We start from the raw sequence: 22,881 nt of genomic DNA, 5'->3' as shown, positions 1-22,881 counted from the left end.
TCTTCGTCGTGCAAGTCACATCAAAGAGCGGGTTTCGGCGCAGGAAATGGCGGGAAACAAGCCTGGTTTCGCTTCAGTCCGGGTACGCGAGGCCGTGGCTACGGCCACGTGGACCGTATCCCCTCGTGGGACGACACGTAGAACGTGCCCTTCCGGTTCGAACCCTATGTCAACTGCGTGGTTGAGGGATCCCTGGAAGAGTGACTTGGATCCGGCAGCCGCGAGCTGATTCAGCCACTCCGATGCGGCCGCCGTGCAGATCCACCGCCCAGCGGGCGATCGCGAGCCCCAGCCCCGTACCGCCGTCGCTGCCCGGACCGTGCGGGGAAGGCGCCTCGCCACGGTTGAAGCGCTCGAAGACCCGGTGCCGCTCGGACTCGGGGATGCCCGGACCCTCGTCCAGGACCTCCAGATCCAGCGACTCCGGCTGCGCGCCGCGCCGCGCCCGTACCGTGACCCGGCCATGCGGCGGGCTGTGCTTGACAGCGTTGTCGATCAGATTGGCCACCACCTGGTGGAGCCGCTCCGCGTCCGCGTGCGCGGTCAGCTCGGGCGGCGACACATCCAGATGCAGATGTACGTCCTTGCGGCTGTGGTTCCCGGAGCCGGAGGACAGCCGGCGGTGCGAGGCGGCCAGGTTCGCTTCCTTCAGCACGCCCGAGAGATACGGCCACACCTCGAAGCGCCGGGCCTTCAGGGTGACCACCCCGTGGTCCAGCCGGGAGAGGTCCAGGAGCGTCTCCACCAGCCCGCCGAGCCGCTCCGTCTGTTTGAGCGCCGTGCGCATCGTCTCCGGATCGGCCGCGGAGACCCCGTCCACGACGTTCTCCAGCACTGCTCTCAGCGCCGCGATCGGCGTCCGCAGCTCGTGCGAGACGTTGGCCACCAGCTCCTTGCGGTGCCGGTCCACGGCCTCCAGATCGTCCGCCATGAGATTGATCGTCTGTGCCAGGTCGCCGAGCTCGTCACGCCGGTCGGCGCCCCTCACCCGTCTGGTGTAGTCGCCGTGCGAGATCGACCGGGCGACCTTCGTCATCTCGTCCAGTGGCGCCGTCAGACCGTGCGCCACGAACTGCGTGATCAGCAGCGTCGCGATCACCGAGAACACGGTGATGAACCGCAGCTCGGTCCTGGTACGCACCGCCACCATCAGAAGCCCGGTCGTGATGAACACCGAGACCACGACGAGCGTGCCCAGCTTGGCCTTGACCGAGAAAGGACGCAGTCGGGAGCCGGGCCGGGTCATGGCGCCGGGGTCTCCAGGGCGTAACCCACACCGTGCACGGTACGGATGCGCTCCGCGCCGATCTTCCGGCGCAGCGCCTTGATGTGGCTGTCGACGGTGCGGGTGCCGGAGGCGTCCGCCCAGTCCCAGACCTCCGCGAGCAACTGCTCCCGGGAGAGCACCGCACGCGGTGTGCCGGCCAGGCAGACCAGCAGATCGAACTCGGTCGGCGTGAGGTGGACGTCCTCGGCACGCACCCGCACCCGGCGCTGCGCGTGGTCGATCTCCAGCTCGCCGAGGCGCAGGATGCCGCTGCGCGGCGTCACCGCGGCCAGTGCTGCACGCTCCACCCGGCGCAGCAGGACATGCACCCGGGCCGCCAGTTCGCGCATCGAGAACGGCTTGGTCATGTAGTCGTCCGCGCCGACGCCGAGGCCGACCAGCATGTCGGTCTCGTCGTCCCGGGCGGTCAGCATCAGCACGGGCACCGGCCGTGTGGCCTGCACCCGGCGGCACACCTCCAGACCGTCGAAGCCCGGCAGCATGATGTCGAGCACCATCAGATCGGGCTGCCAGGACTCGGCCGCGTCGACGGCCGCGGGGCCGTCGAGCGCGGTCTGCACCAGGAAGCCCTCGGCCCGCAGGCGGGCGGAGATGGCATCGACGATCGTCGCGTCGTCCTCGACCACCAGCACCCGGCGCTGCGCGCCCGGGGTGGCCGCGACACCGTTGTGGGTGGTGTGTGTCTGTTCCATCGCCCCGCCCCTGCCCGTTCTCGCGGGGGCCATTCCCCCGGACGCACGGTCTTCGCTTGTGAATTTCGTGGGTGATCCCGTTTGCCGCTCAGCAGCGTAAAGCCACCGGACGGCTCCCGGCTACGCAGGGTGTAACGGCACGGGAACGGGTTGGGCGCGAGGAGGAGGCGGAGTGTCTGCCTTGTGGCGCTTGGCCCCGGGCGTCCGGGGTCCGCGCATACCCGGTGGGGGGACCTCAGGCGCTCCGAAGTGCGAGATGAACCACGTCGGGCACACCTCGGGCAACATGCACCTCTTCCGTCCTTACCCCGCTGAATCCGGCATTCCGCAAGGCCTGTTCGAAGTCGGCGGACGGCTGCGCGGACCAGACCGCGAGTACCCCGCCCGGATTCAGCCGCTCCCGGCAGTCGGCGAGCCCGGCCGGCGAGTACAGGCTGGTGTTGTCGTCGGTGACGGTCCAGTCCGGTCCGTTGTCGATGTCCAGGCACAGTGCGTCGTAACGGTCCGTAGTCGTGCGGAGGTACGCAACCAGATCCGTCGCCAGGATCTCGGTCCGCGGATCGGCGAGCGCGGCACCGGTGATCCGGGCCAGCGGGCCACCCCGGTGCCAGTCGATGATCGCCTGCTCCCGCTCGACGACCGCGATCCGCCCCCAGCGCGGTTCGGCTGCGGCGTGGGAGAGGGAGAAGCCGACCCCGAGACCGCCGATCAGCACCGCCGGGTCCGGCCGCCCGGCGGGCAGTGCGGCAAGCGCAGCGTCGATCAGCAGCCGCTCGGAGCGACCGTCCGCGGTGTCCATCAGGAAGCAGCCGTTGGCGATGATCTCGAAGTCGTCACCCCGCTCCCGCAGGACGACCTCCCCGTACGGTCCTTCGCGGCGGTCGAGCGTGACGGGGCTGTGGGCGGTGCGGCGGTCGGCGGTGGGCATGTCCTCGGTCTCCGGTAGAGGGCGGGTGAGTCCCTGCCATCCTCGCCCGGCCGCGCGGCCGGGACCAGCGAATTGCCGGATCGGTGCGGGGCGCGGAGAGGCGAAAGGCGTGGTCACACGGGCTCCGGCCGTGCGCCGCGCACCACGAGGAGCGCCCCGCCTGCCACGTACGCCGCCACTGCCACCGCCCACGCCGCCCCCTGCGGCCCCGGCTGCATCGGCCAGGCCCAGACGGCGGCCGCGCCACCCGGGGTGCGGGGCGCCGCCAGGTAGACCGCGCCGCCGTAGACCGTCATCGGCAGCCAGCTCAGCCGGGCACCGATCAGCGCTGCCGACCCGGCCGCCACCCCGGTCGCCCCGAGCATGTTGCGCACCATCCCCGGCGCGCCGAACGCCTCCGGATGCCCCGGGACCGACAGCGCGAGTGCCCCGGTCGCGAGCACGGTCAGTGCGAGCAGATGCAGCAGCCGGCGCGGCCACCAGGGGCGTACGGCGGTCCGGTCCAGCTCGGCGGTGTGCGCGTGCATGCCGGTGGAGATCGCAGCGGAGGCGAGCAGCGGGGCGAGCACCAGGACCGGGACGCGCCCGGTGTGGTCGAAATGGTCCTGCAGCCAGTCCGCGGCCCAGGCGGCGATGAGCACGATGCCGGCCAGGGCGGCGGTGGTGAGGGGGAGGGCGCGCGAGCGGATGTAGAGGAGCGGTCCCTGCGCGGTTCCGTTCACAGGGTCGGCACCTCCGCCGGGTCGCAGCTCTCCCGGGAAGCCAGGTAGCGGCCGAGCCAGGCCCTGCGGCCGGTGTCCGGCATGGCTTCGAGACGGCCCAGGGGGCCCTTGACCTGCGGGTTCTGGGCGGCGGGGTCGTTCAAGGGAACCAGCCACTCCTGTACCGCGGAGTCGGTGCGGTGCACGCGCCGGTATTCCTCGCTCTCTTTTCCGGTCCCCTCCGACGGGCAGTCCCGCCTCATCAGGTCGGCGGCGGCGTCCTGCGCGTACGCACGGGGATCGAGCAGCTTGTTGCGCACGACGTCCCAGCCGCGCGTCAGGCGCGCCAGTGGTACTTCGCCGCCGTCGGGGCGTGCGCCGTTCTCCACGTACCGGGTCGGTGCGTTCGGGACCCCGTCCAGCCGGGAGAGCATGCCGCTCAGGGCGTCCGACACCTGCGTCAGCATCGGGCCGTCATGCCCGTTCACACAGATCTGCGGTACGCCCTCCGTGCAGATCCGGCGGGCCACCGTGGGGTCGTCCCGCCACAGCTCCTCGCCGGTCCGGACGATGAGAGACCCGGCGGCGACAGCCACGACGAGCGGTACGACAGCGAGCACCCGGCGCCGTGCCGCGTACCCGAGCAGCACGGTGAGGGCGAGACCGCCCAGCCAGGCCACCATGACCGGGGCGAACCACCACACCGGGACGGTTACATCCAGTTCGACCTGCTCGCCCGGGCCCAGAAAGCGGAACTCCGACTCCAGATAGGAGGGGACGCCCAGCCCGACGTACGTGCAGACCGCCAGGACCGGTGCGGTCAGCCGCCACGGCGACAGCCGCCCGACGACGAAGCCGACCAGTGCGATCGACGCCAGCAGGGAGCTGTCGGAGACGGCGAGGGAGAGGGACGGGCCGCGGCCGGTCGCGTACGGCAGGTTCGCGACCACCAGCACCGCCAGCGCCACGAGATACCCCACCGCTGCCCACAGGGCGACGGGCGCCGCCGCCGTCACGGCCCGGCGCAGTCGGCTGCGGGGGACGGCGGACAGCAGCTCGGTGGTGCGGGCGCGGCGTTCGCGGCCGCCCTGCCAGCAGGCGGCCGCCGCCGTGAGCGGACCGCAGAGCAGCGCGTTCGAGGAGCGCAGCAGCGACTGGGTCTCGCCCCAGTCACCCTGCCACTGGTCCGCCCTCGCGCCCAGGGTGACGAGGAGGGTGAGCGCGACGGCCGCGCCGGTCCACGACGGGATGCCGCGCCGCAGCTCGGTGCGCAACGGCGTACGGGAGGCTGCGGTGCCCGCGTCCCGGATGCGGGTCAGGGTGCCGGTCATCGGCCCGCCACCGCCGCACGGTGAGCGCGCAGCGCGGCGGTGTAGCCCCGCTCGATCGAGTTGTCGCCGAGGCTGTGGTCCGCCCCGTTGCTGCCGATCGCGGTGAGTTCGGCGGTGGTTCCGCGGTAGGCGATCCGGCCCGCCTCGACGAGCGTCACCTCGGTGCAGGCCGCTGCGACGTCCTCGACGAGGTGCGTGGAGACGATCACCGTGGACGTCTCGCCCAGCTCACGCAGCAGCGCCCGGAACTCGACACGCTGCTCCGGGTCGAGGCCGGCGGTCGGCTCGTCCAGCAGCAGGAGGTCCGGATCGTTGACGATCGCCTGCGCGATGCCGACGCGCCGCACCATGCCGCCCGACAGGGTCTTCACCTTCGCATCGATCCTGTCGATCAGCCCGACCCGTGCCACGGCCCGTTCGACCGCCTCCGGGACCTGCGCGGCGGGCATCTCCTTGAGCCAGGCGACATAGCTGACGAACTCGCGGACGGTGAAGCCCGGGTAGTAGCCGAATTCCTGGGGCAGATAGCCGAGACGACGCCGGACGGCCGAGCGGCTGCGGTGGTCCGTCACCGCGCCGACCTCGCTGCCCAGCAGCTCGACCCTGCCCCCGGAAGGTGCGGCGACGGTCGCGAGGACCCGGATCAGAGAGGTCTTGCCCGCCCCGTTCGGCCCCAGCAGGCCATGGACCCCGGGAGCGAAATCGAGGTCGACGGCGTCCAGCGCGGTCCTCCTGCGGTGGCGGACCGTCAGCCCGCTGACGCGGACGGTACGGGTGTTTCGGACTGTCACGGTGCTCATGCGTTCACGCTCACAGCTTCTCCAGGTGGTCGAAGGAACGACGGCGTACGGTCAGCAGCGCGGCGCACAGCAGCGCCCCCGCCGCCCAGCCGCTCTGCGCGAAGGGCCCGGCGAAGTACCGGGCCGCCCCGTCGGCCAGGGCGTCCGGGTCCAGGGCCGGCGCCCCGGCGGACGGCACGACGACGGCAAGGGCCCAGGCCGCGGTGACCGACGAGGCGCCGGTACGGCACCCGGTGTACGAACCCAGCGCCAGCGCGGCCAGAGTCATGGCGACGGCCGGCACCAACCAGGCGACCGCACCGGGCGCACCCGCCGAAGCGGGCAGTACCGCTCCCGCCGCGGTCAGCAGCGGGACGCTCACGCCGAGGACCGCGGCCGTCCTGATCAGCAGGAGCCGCAGCCCCCCGGACGGGGTGGAGGCGGCGAGTTCGTACACCGGATCCGCGTGCCGCCCGTACGAGACGCCGACCCCGGCGAGCGGCAGCACCGGCGCGATCAGGAGCAGCAGCGGACGGGCCGGGAGATTGCTCCCCGCCCCGGTCCCGCTCCGGGCGCCGTACACGAGGGCGACGGCCGCGGCCGCCACCAGCAGCACGGCCACCAACCAGGGACCACGCAGCGCGGGTCCGGCGGCCCGGAGAACGGGGGAGAGGAGGGGAACACGGTGGTGGCGGGGTGCGGACGGGGGCACGGATGCCGGGGCCCGAGTGGGTCCCCGCACCGCGGCCGATCCGCGGACCGCCTCCGTCCCGCCCGCCGCCACGGCGAGCACCGCCGCCCGCACGTCGTCGACCACTGCCGCCGCGGCCCCCTGCCCGCATACCGCCGCCGACACCCGCGTCGCGCACCCCCCGCACACCTCGATGTGCTTCTCCAGGGACCAGGCGTCGGTCTCCGCCGCCGTGCCGGACGCGTACCGCCGCGCCAGCTCCTCGCCCACATGCCAGCCCGTCATGCCATGCCTCCCAGCGGTTCGCCGCCCGGCGTCAGCCGGTCCAGGGCTGCGCGCAGTTCGCGTCTGGCGCGCATCGCCCGGGTCTTGACCGTGCCCTCGGGTATGCCGAGGAGCTGTGCGGTCTCGCGGGTCGTCAAGCCGTCGATGACCGTCGCGCGCAGGACCTCCCGCAGTTCGGGCGAGATCCGGTCCAGTGCCGCGCCCACGTCCGCGTACTCCAGACCGGCCAGCACCCGTTCCTCCGCGGACGGGGCGACGGCGGACCAGTCGGTGCCCCCGGTCTGCTCGGCCCGGGTGGCGCGTTCGGTGCGGGCCTCGGCGCGCCGGGCGTCGACCAGGCGGCGTGAGGCGATCACCCACAGCCAGCCGCCCACCTGCCCGCCGCGGTGCGCACCGGCGGACCGCCACGCGGTGACGAACGTGTCCTGCAGTACTTCCCTTACCGTCTCCGGGTCCGCGCACCGGCGGCTCAGCCGGGTGAACAACCAGCCGGCATGCCGGTCGTAGAGTGCGGCGAGGGCCGCCGCATCCCCCTGTGCGACGGCGCGCAGCAGCGCGTCGTCGTCATCGGTCCGGTTCTCCCCCGAGGGGCGCATCAGCCTCACACCCCCTCTATCGGGCCGTGGCCCCTCGCCGGTTCACCGTGTGGCATGCGCCATAGACGGTGTGGACATGATCGCGGAGGGTTGGGCGTTGTCCTCCGGGGGCGTGAGAAAACCGGGGGCGTGAGAAAGGGGAGTCCGGCAAGGTGCACCGGAGTACGCATGGGGCAGCACAGGTACGAAGTGACACGGTCCCGCTGCTCGATGCCGTCCCGGGGCCGCGGCGTACGGAACCGGCGGCCCCCGTACCGCCGCTCGACGCGCCCGCCCGGTCCCGGTTGTGGAGGTTGCTGCCGACGCCCGCAGGGACACCGTTCACCTTCTGCTATCTGCTGGTGCTCGTCGCGACGTCCCTGTTCACCGCGTACGCCGATCCGGACACCGTCTCCGCCGTGCTGCGCGGATCGAGCACCGATGTCGCGCATCTCACGCGGGCCCCGCTGCTCGTTCTCGTCGCCAGCGCCCTGTGGATCGCGGGCGGGCTCACCTCTCCGTACGCTCTCGGCTTCGCCCTCGTCCTGACCGCCCTGGAGCGGCGCATCGGCGGGTGGCGCACCGCCGGGGTCTTCCTGCTCGGGCATGTGGTGGCGACGCTCGCCACGGAGATCCCGGTCGGGATCTCCGTGGTGGCCGGCCATCTGCCGGAGACCTCGCTGCACCGGCTCGACTACGGCATCAGCTTCGGTCTGATGGCGAGCGTCGGCGCGCTCGCCGGACTGCTCACCCCACTGGTCCGCGCCCTGGTGCTGGGCGGCGTCGGGGTGATGCTGGCGCACGATCTGCTCGTGTTCACCGATCCGCTCACCGGCTGGGGGCATCCGCTCGCCCTGCTGCTCGGGGTGGCCTGCTGGCCACTCCTGCACCGGCGCGAGGGTCTGGTCGGTGCGGTCATGGGCGCGGTGCCTTCTCGCCGTGGACCGCGACGTACTCGGCAGCCGGCCAAGGCGCCAGATCGTCGGTGAGCAGGCCGAGAACGGCCGGGTCCGCCGAGGGGGTGCGACCGGTGGCCGCGGCGGTAGGCATCTGCTCGGTCCGCTCCGGGTAGTCCGGCCGAAGATCTCGGCGCGCTCCTGGAGATCGCTGGTCCAGCCGCCCCAGCGCGGCATGACCAGGGTGAACCCCGACCGGACGATGCGTCGGGCGGCCCCGCGGCCGAGGTTTCTGCGTTCGGCGTCCGTGGTGGCCGCGGCGGTCCACCGGCGTCGGCGGGGGGAGCGACAGGCACAGATCGGAGGCACCGGGAATGGCCGTGCCGCGCGGAATGCTGCCGTAGACGTGGGCGCTGTGCAGTTGCGTGGCGTCGAACGCGTCGGCGATCCGGGTGCGGGCCGCTTCGACCACGGGGGTGAACTCCGCCGGCAGGCGGCTCAGCGAGCCTTCACGTCGGATCGTCCCGTCGTCGGACAGTCCGCGGCTGCCGAGTGGTTTTTCGCAGGTGACGGGCCGGTGGAAGAAGATCGCTGAGAGCGAACACAGCCCCGGGAACATACAGTCGCTCAGGAGCATTGAGTCTGCATAGCTCAAGTTGACTGCCGAAGGGGAGATCATGGCTACTGAGTCCAACGCGGTCACTCCGCTCACCTTGCCTGTGCTGCCGCTCGACGACGAGGTCGTGCTGCCCGGAATGGTGGTTCCTCTGGACCTGTCCGACACCGATGTCCGGGCCGCCGTCGAGGCTGCCCAGGCCGCCGCCCGTCCGGGTGGTGGCAAGCCCGAGGTGCTGCTGGTGCCACGGATCGACGGGACCTACACCGGGACCGGTGTACTCGGTACCGTCGAGCAGGTCGGTCGGCTCTCCGACGGGGACCCGGGCGCCCTCATCCGCGGCCGTGACCGTGTGAGGATCGGTGCCGGAACCACCGGACCCGGGGCCGCGCTCTGGGTCGAGGGGACCCGCGTGGACGTCTCGGCTCCCGATCCGCTCCCCGGCGCCGCCGCCGAGCTGGTCAAGGAGTACAAGGCCCTCGCCACCAGCTGGCTGAAGAAGCGCGGCGCCTGGCAGGTCGTGGACCGGGTCCAGCAGATCGACGACATCTCCGCACTCGCCGACAACTCGGGCTACTCACCGTTCCTCACCACCGGTCAGAAGGTGCAGCTCCTGGAGACCGCCGACGCGGTCGCCCGGCTGAAGCTCGCCATCCAGTGGCTCGGCGAACACCTCGCCGAACAGGACGTCGCCGAGTCGATCGCCAAGGACGTCCAGGAGGGCGTCGACAAGCAGCAGCGCGAGTTCCTGCTGCGGCGCCAGCTGGAAGCCGTACGCAAGGAGCTGTCCGAGCTCAACGGCGACGCGGAGGACGAGTCCGACGACTACCGGGCGCGCGTCGAGTCCGCCGATCTTCCCGAGCACGTCCGTGAGGCCGCGCTCAAGGAGGTCGACAAGCTGGAGCGCTCGTCCGACCAGAGCCCCGAGGGCTCCTGGATCCGAACCTGGCTGGACACCGTCCTCGAACTGCCGTGGACCGAACGGACCGAGGACGCGTACGACATCCGCGCCGCCAAGGAGATCCTCGACGCCGAGCACGCGGGCCTGGAGGACGTGAAGGAGCGGATCACCGAGTACCTCGCGGTGCGCAAGCGCCGTGCCGCACGCGGCCTCGGGGTCGTGGGCGGGCGTCGGGGCGGTGCGGTGCTGGCCCTCGTCGGACCGCCCGGCGTCGGCAAGACGTCCCTCGGTGAGAGCGTCGCGCACGCCATGGGCCGCAAGTTCGTCCGCGTCGCGCTCGGCGGTGTGCGGGACGAGGCGGAGATCCGAGGCCACCGGCGTACGTACGTCGGTGCGCTCCCCGGACGCATCGTCCGCGCCATCAAGGAGGCCGGTTCCATGAACCCGGTCGTCCTGCTCGATGAGATCGACAAGGTCGGCTCCGACTTCCGCGGCGACCCGGCCGCGGCGCTCCTCGAAGTGCTCGACCCGGCCCAGAACCACACCTTCCGCGACCACTACCTGGAGGTCGAACTCGACCTCAGCGACGTCGTCTTCCTGGCCACCGCCAACGTCCTGGAAGCCATTCCGGAGGCGCTGCTCGACCGCATGGAGCTGGTCAGGCTCGACGGCTACACCGAGGACGAGAAGGTCGTCATCGCCCGCGACCACCTGCTCCCGCGCCAGCTGGAGCGTGCCGGTCTGGAGAAGGGTGAGGTGACGCTCGACGAGTCGGCGCTGCGCAAGCTGGCCGGCGAGTACACCCGTGAGGCGGGCGTACGCAATCTGGAGCGGGCCGTCGCCCGGCTGCTCCGCAAGGTCGCGGCCCAGCACGAACTGGGCGATCGGGAGCTCCCGTTCACCGTCACCGACGAGGACCTGCGGGGTCTCGTCGGACGGCCGCACCACGTTCCCGAGTCCGCCCAGGACCCGGCCGAGCGCCGCACCGCGGTGCCGGGCGTGGCGACCGGACTCGCGGTGACCGGCGCCGGTGGTGACGTGCTGTTCGTCGAGGCGTCGCTGGCCGACCCGGAGACCGGCGCGGCCGGACTGACCCTCACCGGTCAGCTCGGCGACGTCATGAAGGAGTCCGCGCAGATCGCGCTGAGCTTCCTGCGCTCGCACGGCGCCGAGCTGGAACTGCCCGTCGCCGACCTCAAGGACCGGGGAGCGCACATCCACTTCCCGGCGGGCGCGGTGCCCAAGGACGGTCCGAGTGCCGGTATCACGATGACGACGGCGCTGGCCTCGCTGCTCTCCGGACGGCTGGTCCGCACGGATGTGGCGATGACCGGCGAGGTGTCGCTGACGGGACGGGTGCTGCCGATCGGCGGGCTGAAGCAGAAGCTGCTGGCCGCCCACCGGGCCGGTATCACCACCGTGGTGATCCCCAAGCGGAACGAGGCCGATCTGGACGACGTCCCGGCCGAGGTCCTGGAGAAGCTGGAGGTCCACCCGGTGACGGATGTCCGACAGGTGCTGGAGATCGCCCTCGCCCCGGTCACGGCCGGGGCGGAGGAGAGGATCCCGGCCGCGGCGTGAGCGCCATGGCGTGACGGGCGTGGCTTGACGTGCGCGGCCGGTCGGACGGCCCGTGCCACCCGAAAGGGAGGTGCGGGCCGTTCCGCGTATCCGGGTGCGCGGACGTGCTGTTCCGCGTTCGGGCGGGGAGCGGAAAGGCCACGTCGGCCCCGCAGACCGGCACGCCGCGGTCCGTCGGCCGGACCGCCGTCCCCGTGGACTCCGTGGTGCGGCCGGTCGGCGAGGTGGCGGCCGAGCGGGAGCTCGCGCGGCGCCGGGCGAACCCGGACGACATCGGGCTCAAGGACACCGTCGAGCCGGTGACGGGGCCCCGCTGAGTGTCGTGACCGGCCGCACTCAGGGGCGGTAGACGGTCCCCGGCACCGGCTCCGCGGGGGCCATCAGCTGCGGGACCGTCACCAGGGTGTAGCCGCGCTCCTTCAGCGCGTCGATGATGCCCGGCACCGCGGGCACGGTCCCCTTGTAGATGTCGTGCAGCAGGATGATGCCGTCCTGGCTCGCCTGGTCGAGTATCCGCTTCTTGATCAGCGCGGAGTCGGTCGTCGAGTAGTCCTTGGCGGTGGCGCTCCAGAGGATCTGCGAGAGCCCCAGGTCCTTGCTGATCCCGGAGACCGTGTCGTCGGTACGGCCCTGCGGCGGGCGCATCAGCCGCGGCTTCTTGCCGGTGATCTTCGCTATCGCGTCCTGCGTCTTCTCCAGCTCGGCACGTATGTCGGCGGGCTTCCGATCCGTCAGGATCTTGTGCGACCACGTGTGGTTGGCCACCTCGTGACCCTCCGCCTCGATGCGGCGCACCGTGTCGGGGTGCTTCAGCACGTGGTTCTTGCCGAGCAGGAAGAAGGTGGCGTGCACCTTCTTCTCCTTGAGGATGTCCAGCAGGCGCGGGGTGTCCTCGCCGGGCCCCGCGTCGAAGGTCAGCGCTATGCACTTCGCCTTGCGGCAGTCCACCGGGCCGAACGAGCCCTTGGCGTCGGAGGTTGCGTCCCCCCGCGCCGAGCCCGGGGCCGTGGTCTGCATCGAGCAGCCGCTCAGCGTGAGGGTGACCGCCGTCACAAGAGCGACGGCCAACCCCGTACCGATCGACTTCGTCTTCCTGGGCAAGAGCACGTCACTCCCTCACGGCTGGACAGCGCACGCCGTGTGCGCTGCTCAGGGACTATACATGGAGTGTATACATCGAGTGCATAGTGACCGCCGGGGTGGAGCTGACGGTCGAGGCATGCGGGAGCCCCGGTGACGGGGTGCGTCACCGGGGCTCCGGGGAGCGGAGGCTCAGCCGTTGGCGAGTGCCTGTACGCGGTCGAGAGCGCCGTTGAAGTGGTTGTGGTCGCCGACGTACGGGCCGGACGACGTGTACTGCCAGATCGTGTAGTAGTCCCAGCCGGCCGGGAGTGTGCCGACGGTGGTGTCGTAACGGGCCACCCACAGCGGGTTGGTGGTGCCGAAGCCCGCGTTGTTCCCGGTGCATGTCGTCCACCAGCTGGTCGCGGTGTAGATGACCGCGTCACGCCCGGTGCGCGCCTTGTACGTGTTCACGAAGTCGCGGATCCAGGCCACCATGCCGGCCTGCGTCTTGCCGTAGCACTGCGCGCCGTACGGGTTCCACTCGATGTCGAGCACGCCGGGCAGCGTCTTGCCGTCCTTCGACCAGCCGCCCCCGTGGTCCACGAAGTAGTTGGCCTGGGTGGCGCCGCTGGTGGTGTCCGGGGTGGCGAAGTGGTACGCGCCGCGGATCATGCCGACGTTGTACGAGCCGTTGTACTGCTGCGCGAAGTAGGGATTCGTGTAGTACGTGCCCTCGGTGGCCTTGGTGTAGGCCCAGCGGACGCCGCTGTTCCAGAGAGTCGCCCAGTCGACGTTGCCCTGGTGACTGCTGACGTCCACGCCTTCGGTCTGGACGACACGCGTGTCGCGCGGCAGGCCGCCCTGGCCGTCGTGGGCGATGACGCCCATGCCCATCGTGGCCGACCCGCGCGCGGGCTTCTTGGCGGCGGCCGTGGGGGAGTCGGCCGCTGTGGCCGCGCCGGGCAGGGTGAGCAGAAGCGAAAGTGCTACGAGGAGGGTTCCCAGCGCCGCTAAGCGTGAGCGGCGGGTCGTTCCGGATCCGGATCTGTGCACGGGCATGTGCGTGCCTCCGAGGCCTCGGTGGGGGGATCTGCAGACCCAGGGGGGCGGCTCGGCGCACCCCTGTGGCATGTCATGGTGTGAACATGCCAGTAGTGACGCTACGCACGTAGACCCGCGCGGCGGAAGAGGGCCTGGGCGGTGCCGTTGGTCTACGCCTGCGAAATACTGGCGGAGCTGCGGCGATGACCAGCGGCGAAAGAAACTTTCAGCGGCAGGAAAGCTCATGAGGGGTGTTGACGTGCACGGGAGCGAAAGCGGTAGTGAACCCGGCGCGGCCGGAGGAAGTGGTGTGGACCACGAATTCCTGGCACTGGAGCGGGAATTGGCCGTATTTCTGCGCCGCGCGCGGGCCAGTTCCGGTGAGATGGCGCGGGAGGTCCATCCCGAGCTGGAGGCCGCGGCGTACGGGCTCTTCGTACGGCTGGAGTCGGTGGGGCAGCAGCGAGCCACCGATCTCGCCGCGTACTTCGGCGTCGGGAAGGCGACCATGAGCCGTCAGCTGCGCGCCCTGGAGGAGCTCGGACTGGTGGCGCGCGAGCCCGACCCGGCCGACGGGCGGGCCTTCCTCGTCCACCTCACGGACGAGGGGCTGGCGCGCTTCCGCAGCGTCCGCGATGCGCGCCGCGACCGGTACGTGAGGAAGCTCGCCGACTGGGACCGGACCGAGGTGGCGGAATTGGCACGGCTGCTGCACCACTTGAACGCCCGGGCCGAGGACTGACGCCGGCCGCCCGAACCCGGTCGGGCCCGACCCCGGCCCGGCCAGGTGTCCCCGGGTGTTCTCGGACCCCCGCCCCCGTGGAAACCACCCACGCCGCCGGCGCGGGCCGACCCCGTACCCCGGTGACCTACAGCACCACGTAGACCGCTGTCGCGTCGTCGTGCGTCTTGCTGCGCCGCAGATACGCCCGCCCCGTGTCCGCGTCCTCCAGGGACCTGACCCGGTCGATCAGCCCCTGCGTGCCCTCCTTGTGGAGTACCGCGAGGCAGGCCGCCCAGTCCCCCTCGTGGAACATCTCCGTCCACCGGCTCGCCCCGTCCGTCAGCGCGGCCACCGCCCGCACCTCGACGAGCGGCGTCCGCCCGGTCACGGCGCGGACCGCCACCCCGGGGTCGGCGGCGGCGGTGAAGAAGCCGCCCTCCTTGTTCCGCACCTGCGCATCGGCGATCTCGTCGGTGGCCAGGGAGCCCGGCGGCAGCCGGTCGAGCCGGTCGTCGAGCAGCGCGCGCACCGATCCGTCCGGCGATTCGAACAGTAGTACGGAGTCGGAGAGCACCAGGTGCTCGATCTCCTCCGCATCCCAGCGCACCACGACGACGGTCGCCTGAGGAGTGCGTACGTGAGAAAGGTCACACAGGGAACGGTGCGTGTCGGCGGTGCGCCGGATGGACTCGGTGAGGATCTCGGTGAGCGTCAGATCCCGCCGCGAACCCGACAGTTCGACCAGTGATCCGCCCAGCCGCGCGGTGAACCAGGGCACGGAGTGCACACAACCGTCGTCCCCATGCGGCGGAGTGACTCCGTCGAGCAGAACCAGCGTCCCACCCGCGCCGGAAGCGGGAAGGGCGGTGGCTGCCCAGTCCTCGTTGGGACGCTCGGGGCTGCCGGGGGCCGTGGCGAGTTCGATGCGCATGCGGCCAGTCTGCACGATGCCTTCACGGGGCCTGCACGATCGCGGCGTTGGGCCGTACCAGCAGGTCAGTGCGGTGGCTTGAGCGGAAGGAGTGGCTCCGTGCCGGGTGCGGGCGGGCATCCTGCCAAAGCCCGGGCGGAAGTTCCAGCCGATGGTCCAGGTGTGGGCTGCAGCGTCCGGGGGGAGACTTGTTCGTCAACTCAGGAGTGATGTTCACTCGTTCAGGTGGCGGAGCCGTTGATGCGCGTCCCCCTCTCAAAAGCGCTGGAATGGTCGGAAGCCGTACCAGGGGTTGGGGTGTCATTCCACTTATGACCGTGCGTCACCTCTGCTTCAAGGGTGGACGATTCAAGATTGCGAGCACCGGTGCAGAAGAAGCGGCCTCGGAGCAAAGGCAGCGAGCGAAGCGGTACCGGGGCGACACCTCCGGCGCCGAGCGGGAGTGAGCCGACCCGGCGCACCGTCCGTGTACGCAGCCGGCTGGTCGTCGGCGTCGCGGTCGTCGGCATCACCGTCATCGCTGCGGGCGCACCCGCGGCCCTCGGCGCCTCCGCCGAACTGACCGAGTCCCAGCGGCTGGTCACCCTTGCCCAGCTGAACCAGCAGGCGGTGGCCCTCGCCCACTCCCTCGCGGACGAGCGCGACGAAGTCACCGCCTACATCGCGGGCGGCCGGGACGGAAAGTCCGAAGCGAAGAAGGACGGCCCCAGCGCCCGCGTCGACCAGCAGATCGACGAGATCCGCGACACGGCCCCCGCCGCGCTGCGTCGCGACCTCTCCACGATCCCCTCCCTGCGCCGCACCGCCCTCACCGGCAAGGGCTCGGCAATCACCGCCCACCAGGCGTACTCCGAGGTCATCGCCAAGCTCCACGACCTCGCCGACGAACTCGCCGAGAAGACCCCGCCGCGCGCCGCCGAGGCCACCCGTGCGCCCCTCGCCCTCGGCCAGGCAGCCGATCAGGCCTCCGCCACCCGCGGGCTGCTGATCGCGGCGCTCTCCGTGCCCCGCAAGGAGGCCACGGTCCCGCAGATCGACCCGTTCACCGGGCTGCCCGTCCAGACCCAGGACGAGGGCAGCAGCGAGGACGACCGTAACCGTGACGAGCTGAGCGCCGCCGCCCAGCAGGCCAGGGTCCGCGAGCTCTCCTCGCTCGCCGACTTCGACCAGGCCGCGGGCAGCACCGCCCGCGAGAAGCTCTCCTCCACCGTCACCGGGCCCGACGTCAACCGTGCGGAGAAGTACCTCGCCGCACTCACCGACCGTCCCGAGCTGTCGGACTCCGACCAGAAGACCGACCGGAAGAAGGTCGAGGCGGCACTCTCCGCCCGCATCGACCGGATGCGCAGCGTCGAGTCCGCCCTCGGCACCGCCCAGGTGCGACGCCTGGAGCAGTTGCGCGACGACGACGTCACCGCCCTCGAACTGCGCATCGCACTCCTCGGCGGCTGTCTGCTGATTGCCGTCGGCGTCTCCACCGCCGTGGCCCGTACGCTGACCCAGCCGCTCGCCGTCCTGCGGATCGGCGCCGCCCGCCTCGCCGCGGAGCCCGCCACCGCCGAGCCGGTCCGCTACACCGGCCGCAACGACGAGTTCGCCCAGGTCGTTCGATCCCTCAACGCCCTGCACGGCAAGCTGCACGGGCTGCTCCACGAGTTCAACGGCCGGTTCGAGGATCTGGAGAACGAGCGCGGCGAACTGATCGCCGGACGCGAGGCCCTCACGCTCCAGCGCGCCGAACTCCAGGTCCGCACCGCCGATCTGGCCGCCCAGCTGGAGCGGCTCAGGAACACGGTCCACCACACCTTCGTCAACCTCTCGCTGCGCACCCTCGGCCTCGTCGAGCGCCAGCTCGGCGTCATCGAGAGCCTGGAGGAGCGCGAGCAGGACCCGGAGCGGCTCGCCACCCTCTTCAAGCTCGACCACATGGCCACGGTCATGCGGCGCCACAGTGAGAACATGCTGGTCCTCGCGGGCGCCGAGCACGGGCACGGGCACTCCGGCCCGATCCCGCTGGTCGACGTGTTGCGTGCGGCCGTCAGCGAGATCGAGCGGTACGAGCGGGTCACCATCCAGTCCCTGCCACCGCACGCCCAGATCGCCGGTTTCGCCGCCGACGACCTCAGCCACCTGGTCGCCGAACTCCTGGAGAACGCGACCTCCTTCTCGCCGCCCGATTCGCATGTCGAGCTGTCCGGCTGGCTGCTGGAGACTGGCGAGGTGATGCTCTCCGTGCAGGACGAGGGCATCGGCATGTCGTCCGTACGGATGGGTGAGCTCAACGCCCGCCTGGCCGACCCGTCCTCGTTCGAGGCGGGCGAGCAGAACGCCGACGGCGCGGGCCTCGGACTCCAGGTGACGTCGCTCCTCGCGGCGCGCCACGGGGTGCGGGTCCAGCTGCGCGAGCAGAAGGGCAGCGGGGTGACGGCGGTCGTCGTGCTGCCGCAGGCGCTGCTGCCGAAGGCGCCCCCCGGCGCCACGCCGCCGCCCGTGACCGCGCCGGGGGACGCGCCTGCGGTGAACCTGCCCGGATCGGTCGCCGAGGCGAACTCCAATGCCCTGCCGGGCCGGACGCTCGCGATGCCCGGCGACCCGCTGATCGCCGCCGCCGAGCAGGCGATCCGCGAGTCGGCACCGGACCCGGCCCGGACGGAAGTGCCCGCTCCGGCGGAGGTGCCCGCTCCGGTGGAGGTGCCCGCTCCGGCGGCACCCGAGCCGGTCGCCGTCGAGTCCGAGGCCGAGACCACGATGCAGGTCCGGCTCCCGGAGCTCCGGGACGTCCCCGCGGCTCAGCCGGTCCCGTCGGCCGCACCGGCCCACGCGACCCCGGCGCCCTCCGACCCGTACGCCATCGGCCCCGACCGTCACGAGCGCACCGCTGACGAGACCCCGGAGCCCTTCACCGCCCCGGCTCCTTCTCCGGTGCCCGCCGCCGAGGCCCTTCCCGGCCCCCGGCAGCCGGAGCCGCAGGCCGAGCGCATCACCGACAAGGGTCTTCCCAAGCGCACCCCCAAGGTCGTCAAGCCCGCAGCCGCCCCCACCGCCGAGCGCAAGGGCAGCCTGGACAAGGACGCGCTGCGCCGCCGCCTCGGCGGTTTCCACCAGGGGGCGAAGGACGGCCGCCGCGACGTCGAGGCGGAGATCGCCGACGGTGCCGGCACCGCACAGACCGAGCAGACCGAGCAGGCAGACCGTTTCGGTGGTCGAACCGATGAGACGGGGGACACAGTCGAGGAGGCACGCAGTTGACTGCGCCCAGCACATTCGGGCTGAGCACCGAGGCCCGTAACCTTCACTGGTTGCTGAGCAATCTCGTGGAGGAGGTGCCAGGGGTCCATTCGGTCACCGTTGTCTCGTCCGACGGACTGATGCTGCTCTCCTCCGACCCCGGCCGTCAGACAGCCACAGCGACAGACGGCCTGCAGGACGGCCCTCGGGGTTCCAGCGCCGACCTGGCGACCATCGTCTCCGGCATCGGCTCCCTCACCATCGGCGCCGCGAAGCTGATGGACGGCGGCGGCGTCAAGCAGACCATGGTGGCCATGGACGAGGGCAGCGTCTTCGTCATGTCGATCAGTGACGGCTCGCTGCTCGGCGTGCACGCCACCCCCGACTGCGACATGAGCGTCATCGCGTACCACATGGCGCTCTTCGTCGGCCGTGCCGGACACGTACTCACCCCCGAACTCCGCAGTGAACTGCGCAAATCGATGGAGAGCGCCCAGTGACGCCCGCTGCTGAACCCGCCCGCAGGCTCCCGGTCCGCGGGTCGGACCGACGGCCCGCCCGGGTCCGCCCGTACTCGCTCACCGGCGGCCGCACCCGCTTCGGTCACGTTCTTCTCGTCGAGACGTTCGTGGCCGCGCTGGAAGCGCCCGAGGAGCGCCGCGAACTCACCAACGGCAACCTCGCCACGCGGGTGATGCCGGAGCTCCGGGCCATTGTCGAAATCTGCCGCCGCATGCGTACGGTCGCGGAGATCTCGGCCCTGTTGAAGATGCCGCTCGGCGTGGTCCGAGTGCTGCTCAGCGACTTGGCCGACCAGGGAAAGATCCGTGTGTACGGGACCGGTCACGGCACCGGCCAGCCCGACCGCGCACTGCTCGAAAGGGTGCTGAATGGACTCCGTCGTCTCTGATCCGCTCCTGTCCGTCCCGCGTCAGCCGGGACCGGAGGACCAGGCCGAGGAGTCGCTCCAGGCCTGGCAGTTGGATCACACCAGGGCCCCCATAGCCACGAAGATAGTGGTCGCGGGCGGGTTCGGCGTCGGCAAGACGACCTTCGTGGGATCGGTCTCCGAGATCACCCCGCTGCAGACCGAAGCGCTGATGACCCAGGCCAGCGAGGAGACCGACGACCTCACCGCGACGCCCGACAAGGTCACCACGACCGTGGCGATGGACTTCGGCCGCCTCACGCTCGACGACGACCTCGTGCTGTACGTGTTCGGCACGCCCGGACAACAGCGCTTCTGGTTCATGTGGGACGACCTGGTGCGCGGCGCGATCGGTGCGGTGGTGCTCGCCGACACCCGGCGGCTCTCCGACTGCTTCCCCGCGCTCGACTACTTCGAGAGCTGCGGACTGCCGTACATCGTGGCCGTCAACCACTTCGAGGGGACACCCGGTTACGAGGCGGAGGACGTCAGGGAGGCCCTGACCGTACCCCCGAACGTACCTGTTGTGATCATGGACGCGCGTAACAGGATCACCGTCGTCGAGTCGCTGCTGGCCCTCGTGGGTCACGCTCTTGACGCGACCCCCGCCTAGACACACCTCGCGCACGTACCACGTAGACGTAACGGAGAACCGCGATGCGGAAGATACTCATAGTCGGAGCCGGCCAGTCCGGTCTCCAGCTCGCCCTCGGACTGCAGTCCAGTGGGTACGAAGTCACCCTGATGTCCAACCGCACCGCCGACGAGATCCGGTCCGGCCGGGTCATGTCGACGCAGTGCATGTTCGACACCGCGCTGCAGCACGAGCGTGACCTCCAGCTCAACTTCTGGGAGTCCCAGGCCCCGCGCATCGAGGGCCTCGGCGTCTCGGTCGCCGCCCCCGACTCCTCGCGCGCCATCGACTGGGTCGGCAAGCTGGACGGCTTCGCCCAGTCCGTCGACCAGCGCGTGAAGATGGCCGGCTGGATGGAGACGTTCGCTCAGCGCGGCGGACAGCTCGTCATCCACGGAGCGGCCGTCTCCGACCTCGACTACTTCTCCCGCACCTACGACCTGGTGATGGTCTCCGCGGGCAAGGGCGAGCTGGTCTCCATGTTCGGCCGGGACGCGTCCCGTTCGCCGTTCGACGCCCCGCAGCGTGCCCTGGCCGTCGCGTACGTCCACGGCATGGGCCCGCGCCCCGAGCACCCCGAGTTCGACGCGGTCCGCTGCAACCTGGTCCCCGGTGTCGGCGAGCTCTTCGTGATGCCGACCCTGACCACGTCCGGCCGCGCCGACATCCTGTTCTGGGAGGGCGTCCCGGGCGGCCCGCTGGACGTCTTCCAGGGCATCAAGGATCCCTCCGAGCACCTCGCGAAGACGCTGGAGCTCATGGAGCAGTTCACGCCGTGGGAGTACGCGCGTGCCACCAAGGTCGAACTGACCGACGCCAACGGAACCCTGGCGGGCCGTTACGCCCCGACCGTGCGCAAGCCGATCGGCCGGCTGCCCGGCGGCGGCCTGGTGCTCGGCGTGGCCGATGTCGTCGTCGCCAACGACCCGATCACCGGCCAGGGCTCCAACTCCGCCTCCAAGTGCGCCGACGCGTACCTGAAGTCGATCATCGAGCACGGCGACCAGCCGTTCGACGCGGACTGGATGCAGTCCACGTTCGACCGCTACTGGGACACCGCGCAGCACGTGGTGAAGTGGACGAACGCCATGCTCGGTGTACCGCCGGAGCACGTGCTGAACCTGATCGGCGCGGCAGGCCAGCTGCAGCCGGTCGCCGACCGGTTCGCCAACGGGTTCAACAACCCGGCGGACTTCGACAACTTCTTCTTCGACCCGGAGAAGACGAACGCGTATCTGGCCCAGGTGTCCGGGGCTGCATCCGCCGCCTGACCTGCGAAGCAGCGGTTGGCTTCGGTCGACGTTGGTGGTTGTGGGCCGTCCTCGGACGGCCCACAGGCGGCCCGAGGGGAGAGCTCAGCCGGCGCACGCCAGGGGTACGGTGTCGCAGCGGAGTGGTTCCCCCTCACCACCGCCGAACAGCCCGCCCAGCCCGGACCCGATACCGCTGCTGCTCCTCCTCCCACCGACGAACAATGACCGCCCTACGTCCGCCGAGCCGACACCAGCCGTTCGCTCAGGCGGCACCACGTCCTGCCGCGACCCGCCCCATCGTCAGTGCCAGACGCCGCACCCGCCGCCAGTCCATCGGCGGGGCACCGTGCGGCACGCCGGGCCGGTGCCGGGGCACGCGCACGCGCAGAGCGCCAGCCGCGAGGCAACAGTGCACCGGAGTGGGCAACACCAGGGCCTCGCCGTCGACACCGACCGGGATGACGGGAGCGTTGGCGTCGACGACGACTTCTCGGGCGGCGGCCGCGGTCAGCCCGCGGCCCTGCCGGCCACGCAGCAGGAGCTCTGTCGCTTCGGTGGCGTTGCCGACGTTCACACAAAGCACCCCCAGCTCGCCGGAGTCCAGTCGCTCCCGGCGCCCCATCCCGGCCGAGTCGCCTCTCGCATAGGGGTTGTTGCTCACCAGTACGGCCTGGGGGCCGTCCATGGTCAGCGAACCGGCACGGACACTCAGCCGCGTGCCGCTGGGTTGTGTCAGCAGATCCGGCAGCATCTCCAGGACCGTGCGGGCCTTGTCGTCGCGATAGGCGGGACTCTGCACGACTTCCGCGTACACGCCGAACGAGGCGTTGTTGATGAAGACGCGCTCCGCGCTCCGGTCCGCAGGCTCTCCCGCATGGAGGTAGCCGAGGTCGATGCGCAGTTCGACGCCGTCGGTCAGTGCCTCCAGACACTTGGAGGGATCCTGCCGGTCCAGGCCCAGATCCCTGGCGAAGTGGTTGCGAGTGCCGGCGCTGATCACCATGAAGGGGATGTCGTGCTCTGCAGCCACACGGGCGACCGAGGCCTGCGTACCGTCACCACCCGCAACGCCGAGCAGGTCGGCTCCACCCTGGACGGCCCGCCACGCCAGCTCGGTCACATCCTGCCGCTGCGCCGGATCCAGCACGACGACCTCGGCACCAAGGGCTCTGGCTCGTTCCGCCAGGTGGAACCTCTCGACCTTTCCGCCACCTGAGAGCGGATTCATGATCAGGAATGGTCGCTTTGCCCGGCTGACGGAGCGCTCAGTCATGCTCGGGGATGTGTCTTCGACAAGTGCGGCCCTGCCTGCGGAAACGGCCAGCGCCCAGAGGCCGAGCGAGACCAGCACGACCCATAGCAGCCCGGCAGCCGCATACAGAAGCAGGACACCGAGCGGCGCGGCGACCACCAGTAGCGCGGCCAGGACCCTGATCCAGCCGGTGTGGGTGAGCATCCACCACATGCCGGCCGCAGTGAGCGCCAGTCCTGCCCACCCCACCCCCATGAGTACGAGGCTTCCGAGCCCGCCGAAGACCACCAGCACCAGAAGCGCCGCTGCGCCCGCCGCCAAGGCCAGACGCGCGATCCCGCGCCTGCTCATGGGGCACCTCCCGCCGCTCCGCCGGCTGCCGGAACAGGAATCTCGAGCGCTGCGTACCGGGTGAGCCCACTTCCCGCGGACATGGACGACCGCAAGGGGTCGGCAAGGTCCCCGACCGCCGCACGCCTCCGCCATTCGGGTGAAGTGCAGAGAAGCACCGGCGAGCAGAAGCCCTCGTGCCAGGCCGGCCCACAGGCCAATTCGCACGCG

General features: G+C 71.1%; 22 protein-coding genes. 9 read left to right on the top strand and 13 right to left on the bottom strand.

The genetic code is table 11. The features are described 5' to 3' along the window. Window positions 1–169: 169 nt before the first annotated feature. From OG395_RS21260 to OG395_RS21225, 8 genes are all read right to left on the bottom strand, one after another. Window positions 170–1,246 carry a HAMP domain-containing sensor histidine kinase gene (locus OG395_RS21260; RefSeq protein WP_327244377.1) on the bottom strand — a complete coding sequence of 359 codons (1,077 nt, stop codon included), beginning with the start codon at window positions 1,244–1,246 and terminating at the stop codon, window positions 170–172. Continuing rightward, on the bottom strand, window positions 1,243–1,980 hold the full coding sequence (locus OG395_RS21255) for a response regulator transcription factor (protein WP_266981553.1): 738 nt from the start codon (window positions 1,978–1,980) through the stop codon (window positions 1,243–1,245). The genes OG395_RS21260 and OG395_RS21255 overlap by 4 nt, the downstream gene beginning before the upstream one ends. Window positions 1,981–2,215: 235 nt before the next feature. Beyond that, window positions 2,216–2,908 (bottom strand): spermidine synthase, encoded by a 693-nt coding sequence (locus tag OG395_RS21250; RefSeq protein WP_327244376.1) that lies wholly within the window; start codon window positions 2,906–2,908, stop codon window positions 2,216–2,218. Window positions 2,909–3,021: 113 nt separating this feature from the next. Beyond that, complete coding sequence (locus tag OG395_RS21245; RefSeq protein WP_327244375.1) at window positions 3,022–3,630, bottom strand: hypothetical protein; 609 nt, start codon at window positions 3,628–3,630, stop codon at window positions 3,022–3,024. Then, window positions 3,627–4,940, bottom strand: a complete 1,314-nt coding sequence (locus OG395_RS21240; protein ID WP_327244374.1) for a hypothetical protein — start codon at window positions 4,938–4,940, stop codon at window positions 3,627–3,629. Before OG395_RS21240 ends, OG395_RS21245 begins: the two co-directional genes overlap by 4 nt. Next, window positions 4,937–5,740 (bottom strand): ABC transporter ATP-binding protein, encoded by an 804-nt coding sequence (locus tag OG395_RS21235; RefSeq protein ID WP_327244373.1) that lies wholly within the window; start codon window positions 5,738–5,740, stop codon window positions 4,937–4,939. Before OG395_RS21235 ends, OG395_RS21240 begins: the two co-directional genes overlap by 4 nt. A gap of 10 nt (window positions 5,741–5,750) precedes the next feature. Further along, entirely contained in the window at window positions 5,751–6,695 is a 945-nt protein-coding gene (locus OG395_RS21230) for a hypothetical protein (RefSeq protein WP_327244372.1), read from the bottom strand. Continuing rightward, the gene (locus tag OG395_RS21225; RefSeq protein WP_442818584.1) at window positions 6,692–7,291 is read right to left on the bottom strand and encodes an RNA polymerase sigma factor; all 600 of its coding nucleotides are present in this window, start codon (window positions 7,289–7,291) and stop codon (window positions 6,692–6,694) included. Before OG395_RS21225 ends, OG395_RS21230 begins: the two co-directional genes overlap by 4 nt. 152 nt (window positions 7,292–7,443) lie before the next feature. Between OG395_RS21225 and OG395_RS21220 the strand changes: the two genes are divergently transcribed. After that, a complete protein-coding gene (locus OG395_RS21220) occupies window positions 7,444–8,259 on the top strand; it encodes a rhomboid-like protein (RefSeq protein WP_327244370.1) in 816 nt (271 codons plus the stop codon). On the opposite strand, the gene OG395_RS21215 is transcribed toward OG395_RS21220, so the two are convergent. Next, window positions 8,186–8,803 (bottom strand): hypothetical protein, encoded by a 618-nt coding sequence (locus OG395_RS21215; RefSeq protein ID WP_327244369.1) that lies wholly within the window; start codon window positions 8,801–8,803, stop codon window positions 8,186–8,188. The genes OG395_RS21220 and OG395_RS21215 overlap by 74 nt on opposite strands. A 40-nt stretch (window positions 8,804–8,843) precedes the next feature. On the opposite strand from OG395_RS21215, the gene lon reads away from it, so the two are divergent. Then, window positions 8,844–11,264, top strand: coding sequence for an endopeptidase La (gene lon / locus OG395_RS21210; RefSeq protein WP_327244368.1), 2,421 nt, complete (start codon window positions 8,844–8,846; stop codon window positions 11,262–11,264). A 104-nt stretch (window positions 11,265–11,368) separates the two neighbouring features. Then, the gene (locus OG395_RS21205; protein WP_327244367.1) at window positions 11,369–11,581 is read left to right on the top strand and encodes a hypothetical protein; all 213 of its coding nucleotides are present in this window, start codon (window positions 11,369–11,371) and stop codon (window positions 11,579–11,581) included. Between the two features lie 19 nt (window positions 11,582–11,600). Here OG395_RS21205 and OG395_RS21200 read toward each other — a convergent pair whose 3' ends face one another. Together OG395_RS21200 and OG395_RS21195 are read right to left on the bottom strand one after the other, a co-directional pair. Further along, on the bottom strand, window positions 11,601–12,281 hold the full coding sequence (locus OG395_RS21200) for a polysaccharide deacetylase family protein (RefSeq protein ID WP_327249405.1): 681 nt from the start codon (window positions 12,279–12,281) through the stop codon (window positions 11,601–11,603). A gap of 255 nt (window positions 12,282–12,536) precedes the next feature. Continuing rightward, window positions 12,537–13,388: a lysozyme gene (locus OG395_RS21195; RefSeq protein ID WP_327244366.1), complete on the bottom strand. Its 852-nt coding sequence runs from the start codon at window positions 13,386–13,388 to the stop codon at window positions 12,537–12,539. Between the two features lie 226 nt (window positions 13,389–13,614). Between OG395_RS21195 and OG395_RS21190 the strand changes: the two genes are divergently transcribed. Next, window positions 13,615–14,112 (top strand): MarR family winged helix-turn-helix transcriptional regulator, encoded by a 498-nt coding sequence (locus OG395_RS21190; protein ID WP_376335572.1) that lies wholly within the window; start codon window positions 13,615–13,617, stop codon window positions 14,110–14,112. 127 nt (window positions 14,113–14,239) lie between these two features. Here the strand turns inward: OG395_RS21190 and OG395_RS21185 are convergent, their stop codons facing one another. After that, window positions 14,240–15,025 (bottom strand): hypothetical protein, encoded by a 786-nt coding sequence (locus tag OG395_RS21185; RefSeq protein WP_327244365.1) that lies wholly within the window; start codon window positions 15,023–15,025, stop codon window positions 14,240–14,242. Between the two features lie 366 nt (window positions 15,026–15,391). On the opposite strand from OG395_RS21185, the gene OG395_RS21180 reads away from it, so the two are divergent. From OG395_RS21180 to OG395_RS21160, 5 genes are read left to right on the top strand one after another with little or no spacing between them, the layout of a single operon-like run. After that, window positions 15,392–18,274: a sensor histidine kinase gene (locus OG395_RS21180; RefSeq protein WP_327249404.1), complete on the top strand. Its 2,883-nt coding sequence runs from the start codon at window positions 15,392–15,394 to the stop codon at window positions 18,272–18,274. Continuing rightward, window positions 18,271–18,753, top strand: coding sequence for a roadblock/LC7 domain-containing protein (locus tag OG395_RS21175; protein WP_327244364.1), 483 nt, complete (start codon window positions 18,271–18,273; stop codon window positions 18,751–18,753). The genes OG395_RS21180 and OG395_RS21175 overlap by 4 nt, the downstream gene beginning before the upstream one ends. Then, window positions 18,750–19,163, top strand: coding sequence for a DUF742 domain-containing protein (locus OG395_RS21170; RefSeq protein WP_327244363.1), 414 nt, complete (start codon window positions 18,750–18,752; stop codon window positions 19,161–19,163). The genes OG395_RS21175 and OG395_RS21170 overlap by 4 nt, the downstream gene beginning before the upstream one ends. Next, entirely contained in the window at window positions 19,144–19,794 is a 651-nt protein-coding gene (locus OG395_RS21165) for a GTP-binding protein (RefSeq protein WP_327244362.1), read from the top strand. Before OG395_RS21170 ends, OG395_RS21165 begins: the two co-directional genes overlap by 20 nt. Before the next feature lie 44 nt (window positions 19,795–19,838). Continuing rightward, a complete protein-coding gene (locus OG395_RS21160) occupies window positions 19,839–21,086 on the top strand; it encodes a styrene monooxygenase/indole monooxygenase family protein (RefSeq protein ID WP_327244361.1) in 1,248 nt (415 codons plus the stop codon). A 244-nt stretch (window positions 21,087–21,330) separates the two neighbouring features. On the opposite strand, the gene OG395_RS21155 is transcribed toward OG395_RS21160, so the two are convergent. Then, the gene (locus tag OG395_RS21155; RefSeq protein ID WP_327244360.1) at window positions 21,331–22,671 is read right to left on the bottom strand and encodes a diacylglycerol/lipid kinase family protein; all 1,341 of its coding nucleotides are present in this window, start codon (window positions 22,669–22,671) and stop codon (window positions 21,331–21,333) included. Window positions 22,672–22,881: the final 210 nt, after the last annotated feature.

The organism is Streptomyces sp. NBC_01320, from assembly GCF_035974375.1.
GTDB classification, from domain to species: domain Bacteria; phylum Actinomycetota; class Actinomycetes; order Streptomycetales; family Streptomycetaceae; genus Streptomyces; species Streptomyces yanii.
The sequence above is the reverse complement of the archived record's forward strand: the minus strand, read 5'-3'. Positions and strand labels throughout refer to the sequence as shown.

What these genes read in the sequence shown, in the direction of transcription:
- OG395_RS21240 (WP_327244374.1), bottom strand. Translation starts at nt 4,940, where the DNA reads ATGACCGGCACCCTGACCCGCATCCGGGACGCGGGCACCGCAGCCTCC.
- OG395_RS21255 (WP_266981553.1), bottom strand. Translation starts at nt 1,980, where the DNA reads ATGGAACAGACACACACCACCCACAACGGTGTCGCGGCCACCCCGGGC.
- OG395_RS21195 (WP_327244366.1), bottom strand. Translation starts at nt 13,388, where the DNA reads ATGCCCGTGCACAGATCCGGATCCGGAACGACCCGCCGCTCACGCTTA.
- OG395_RS21165 (WP_327244362.1), top strand. Translation starts at nt 19,144, where the DNA reads ATGGACTCCGTCGTCTCTGATCCGCTCCTGTCCGTCCCGCGTCAGCCG.
- lon (WP_327244368.1), top strand. Translation starts at nt 8,844, where the DNA reads ATGGCTACTGAGTCCAACGCGGTCACTCCGCTCACCTTGCCTGTGCTG.
- OG395_RS21160 (WP_327244361.1), top strand. Translation starts at nt 19,839, where the DNA reads ATGCGGAAGATACTCATAGTCGGAGCCGGCCAGTCCGGTCTCCAGCTC.
- OG395_RS21260 (WP_327244377.1), bottom strand. Translation starts at nt 1,246, where the DNA reads ATGACCCGGCCCGGCTCCCGACTGCGTCCTTTCTCGGTCAAGGCCAAG.
- OG395_RS21230 (WP_327244372.1), bottom strand. Translation starts at nt 6,695, where the DNA reads ATGACGGGCTGGCATGTGGGCGAGGAGCTGGCGCGGCGGTACGCGTCC.
- OG395_RS21155 (WP_327244360.1), bottom strand. Translation starts at nt 22,671, where the DNA reads ATGAGCAGGCGCGGGATCGCGCGTCTGGCCTTGGCGGCGGGCGCAGCG.
- OG395_RS21190 (WP_376335572.1), top strand. Translation starts at nt 13,615, where the DNA reads ATGAGGGGTGTTGACGTGCACGGGAGCGAAAGCGGTAGTGAACCCGGC.
- OG395_RS21250 (WP_327244376.1), bottom strand. Translation starts at nt 2,908, where the DNA reads ATGCCCACCGCCGACCGCCGCACCGCCCACAGCCCCGTCACGCTCGAC.
- OG395_RS21185 (WP_327244365.1), bottom strand. Translation starts at nt 15,025, where the DNA reads ATGCGCATCGAACTCGCCACGGCCCCCGGCAGCCCCGAGCGTCCCAAC.
- OG395_RS21200 (WP_327249405.1), bottom strand. Translation starts at nt 12,281, where the DNA reads ATGCAGACCACGGCCCCGGGCTCGGCGCGGGGGGACGCAACCTCCGAC.
- OG395_RS21235 (WP_327244373.1), bottom strand. Translation starts at nt 5,740, where the DNA reads ATGAGCACCGTGACAGTCCGAAACACCCGTACCGTCCGCGTCAGCGGG.
- OG395_RS21215 (WP_327244369.1), bottom strand. Translation starts at nt 8,803, where the DNA reads ATGCTCCTGAGCGACTGTATGTTCCCGGGGCTGTGTTCGCTCTCAGCG.
- OG395_RS21225 (WP_442818584.1), bottom strand. Translation starts at nt 7,291, where the DNA reads ATGCGCCCCTCGGGGGAGAACCGGACCGATGACGACGACGCGCTGCTG.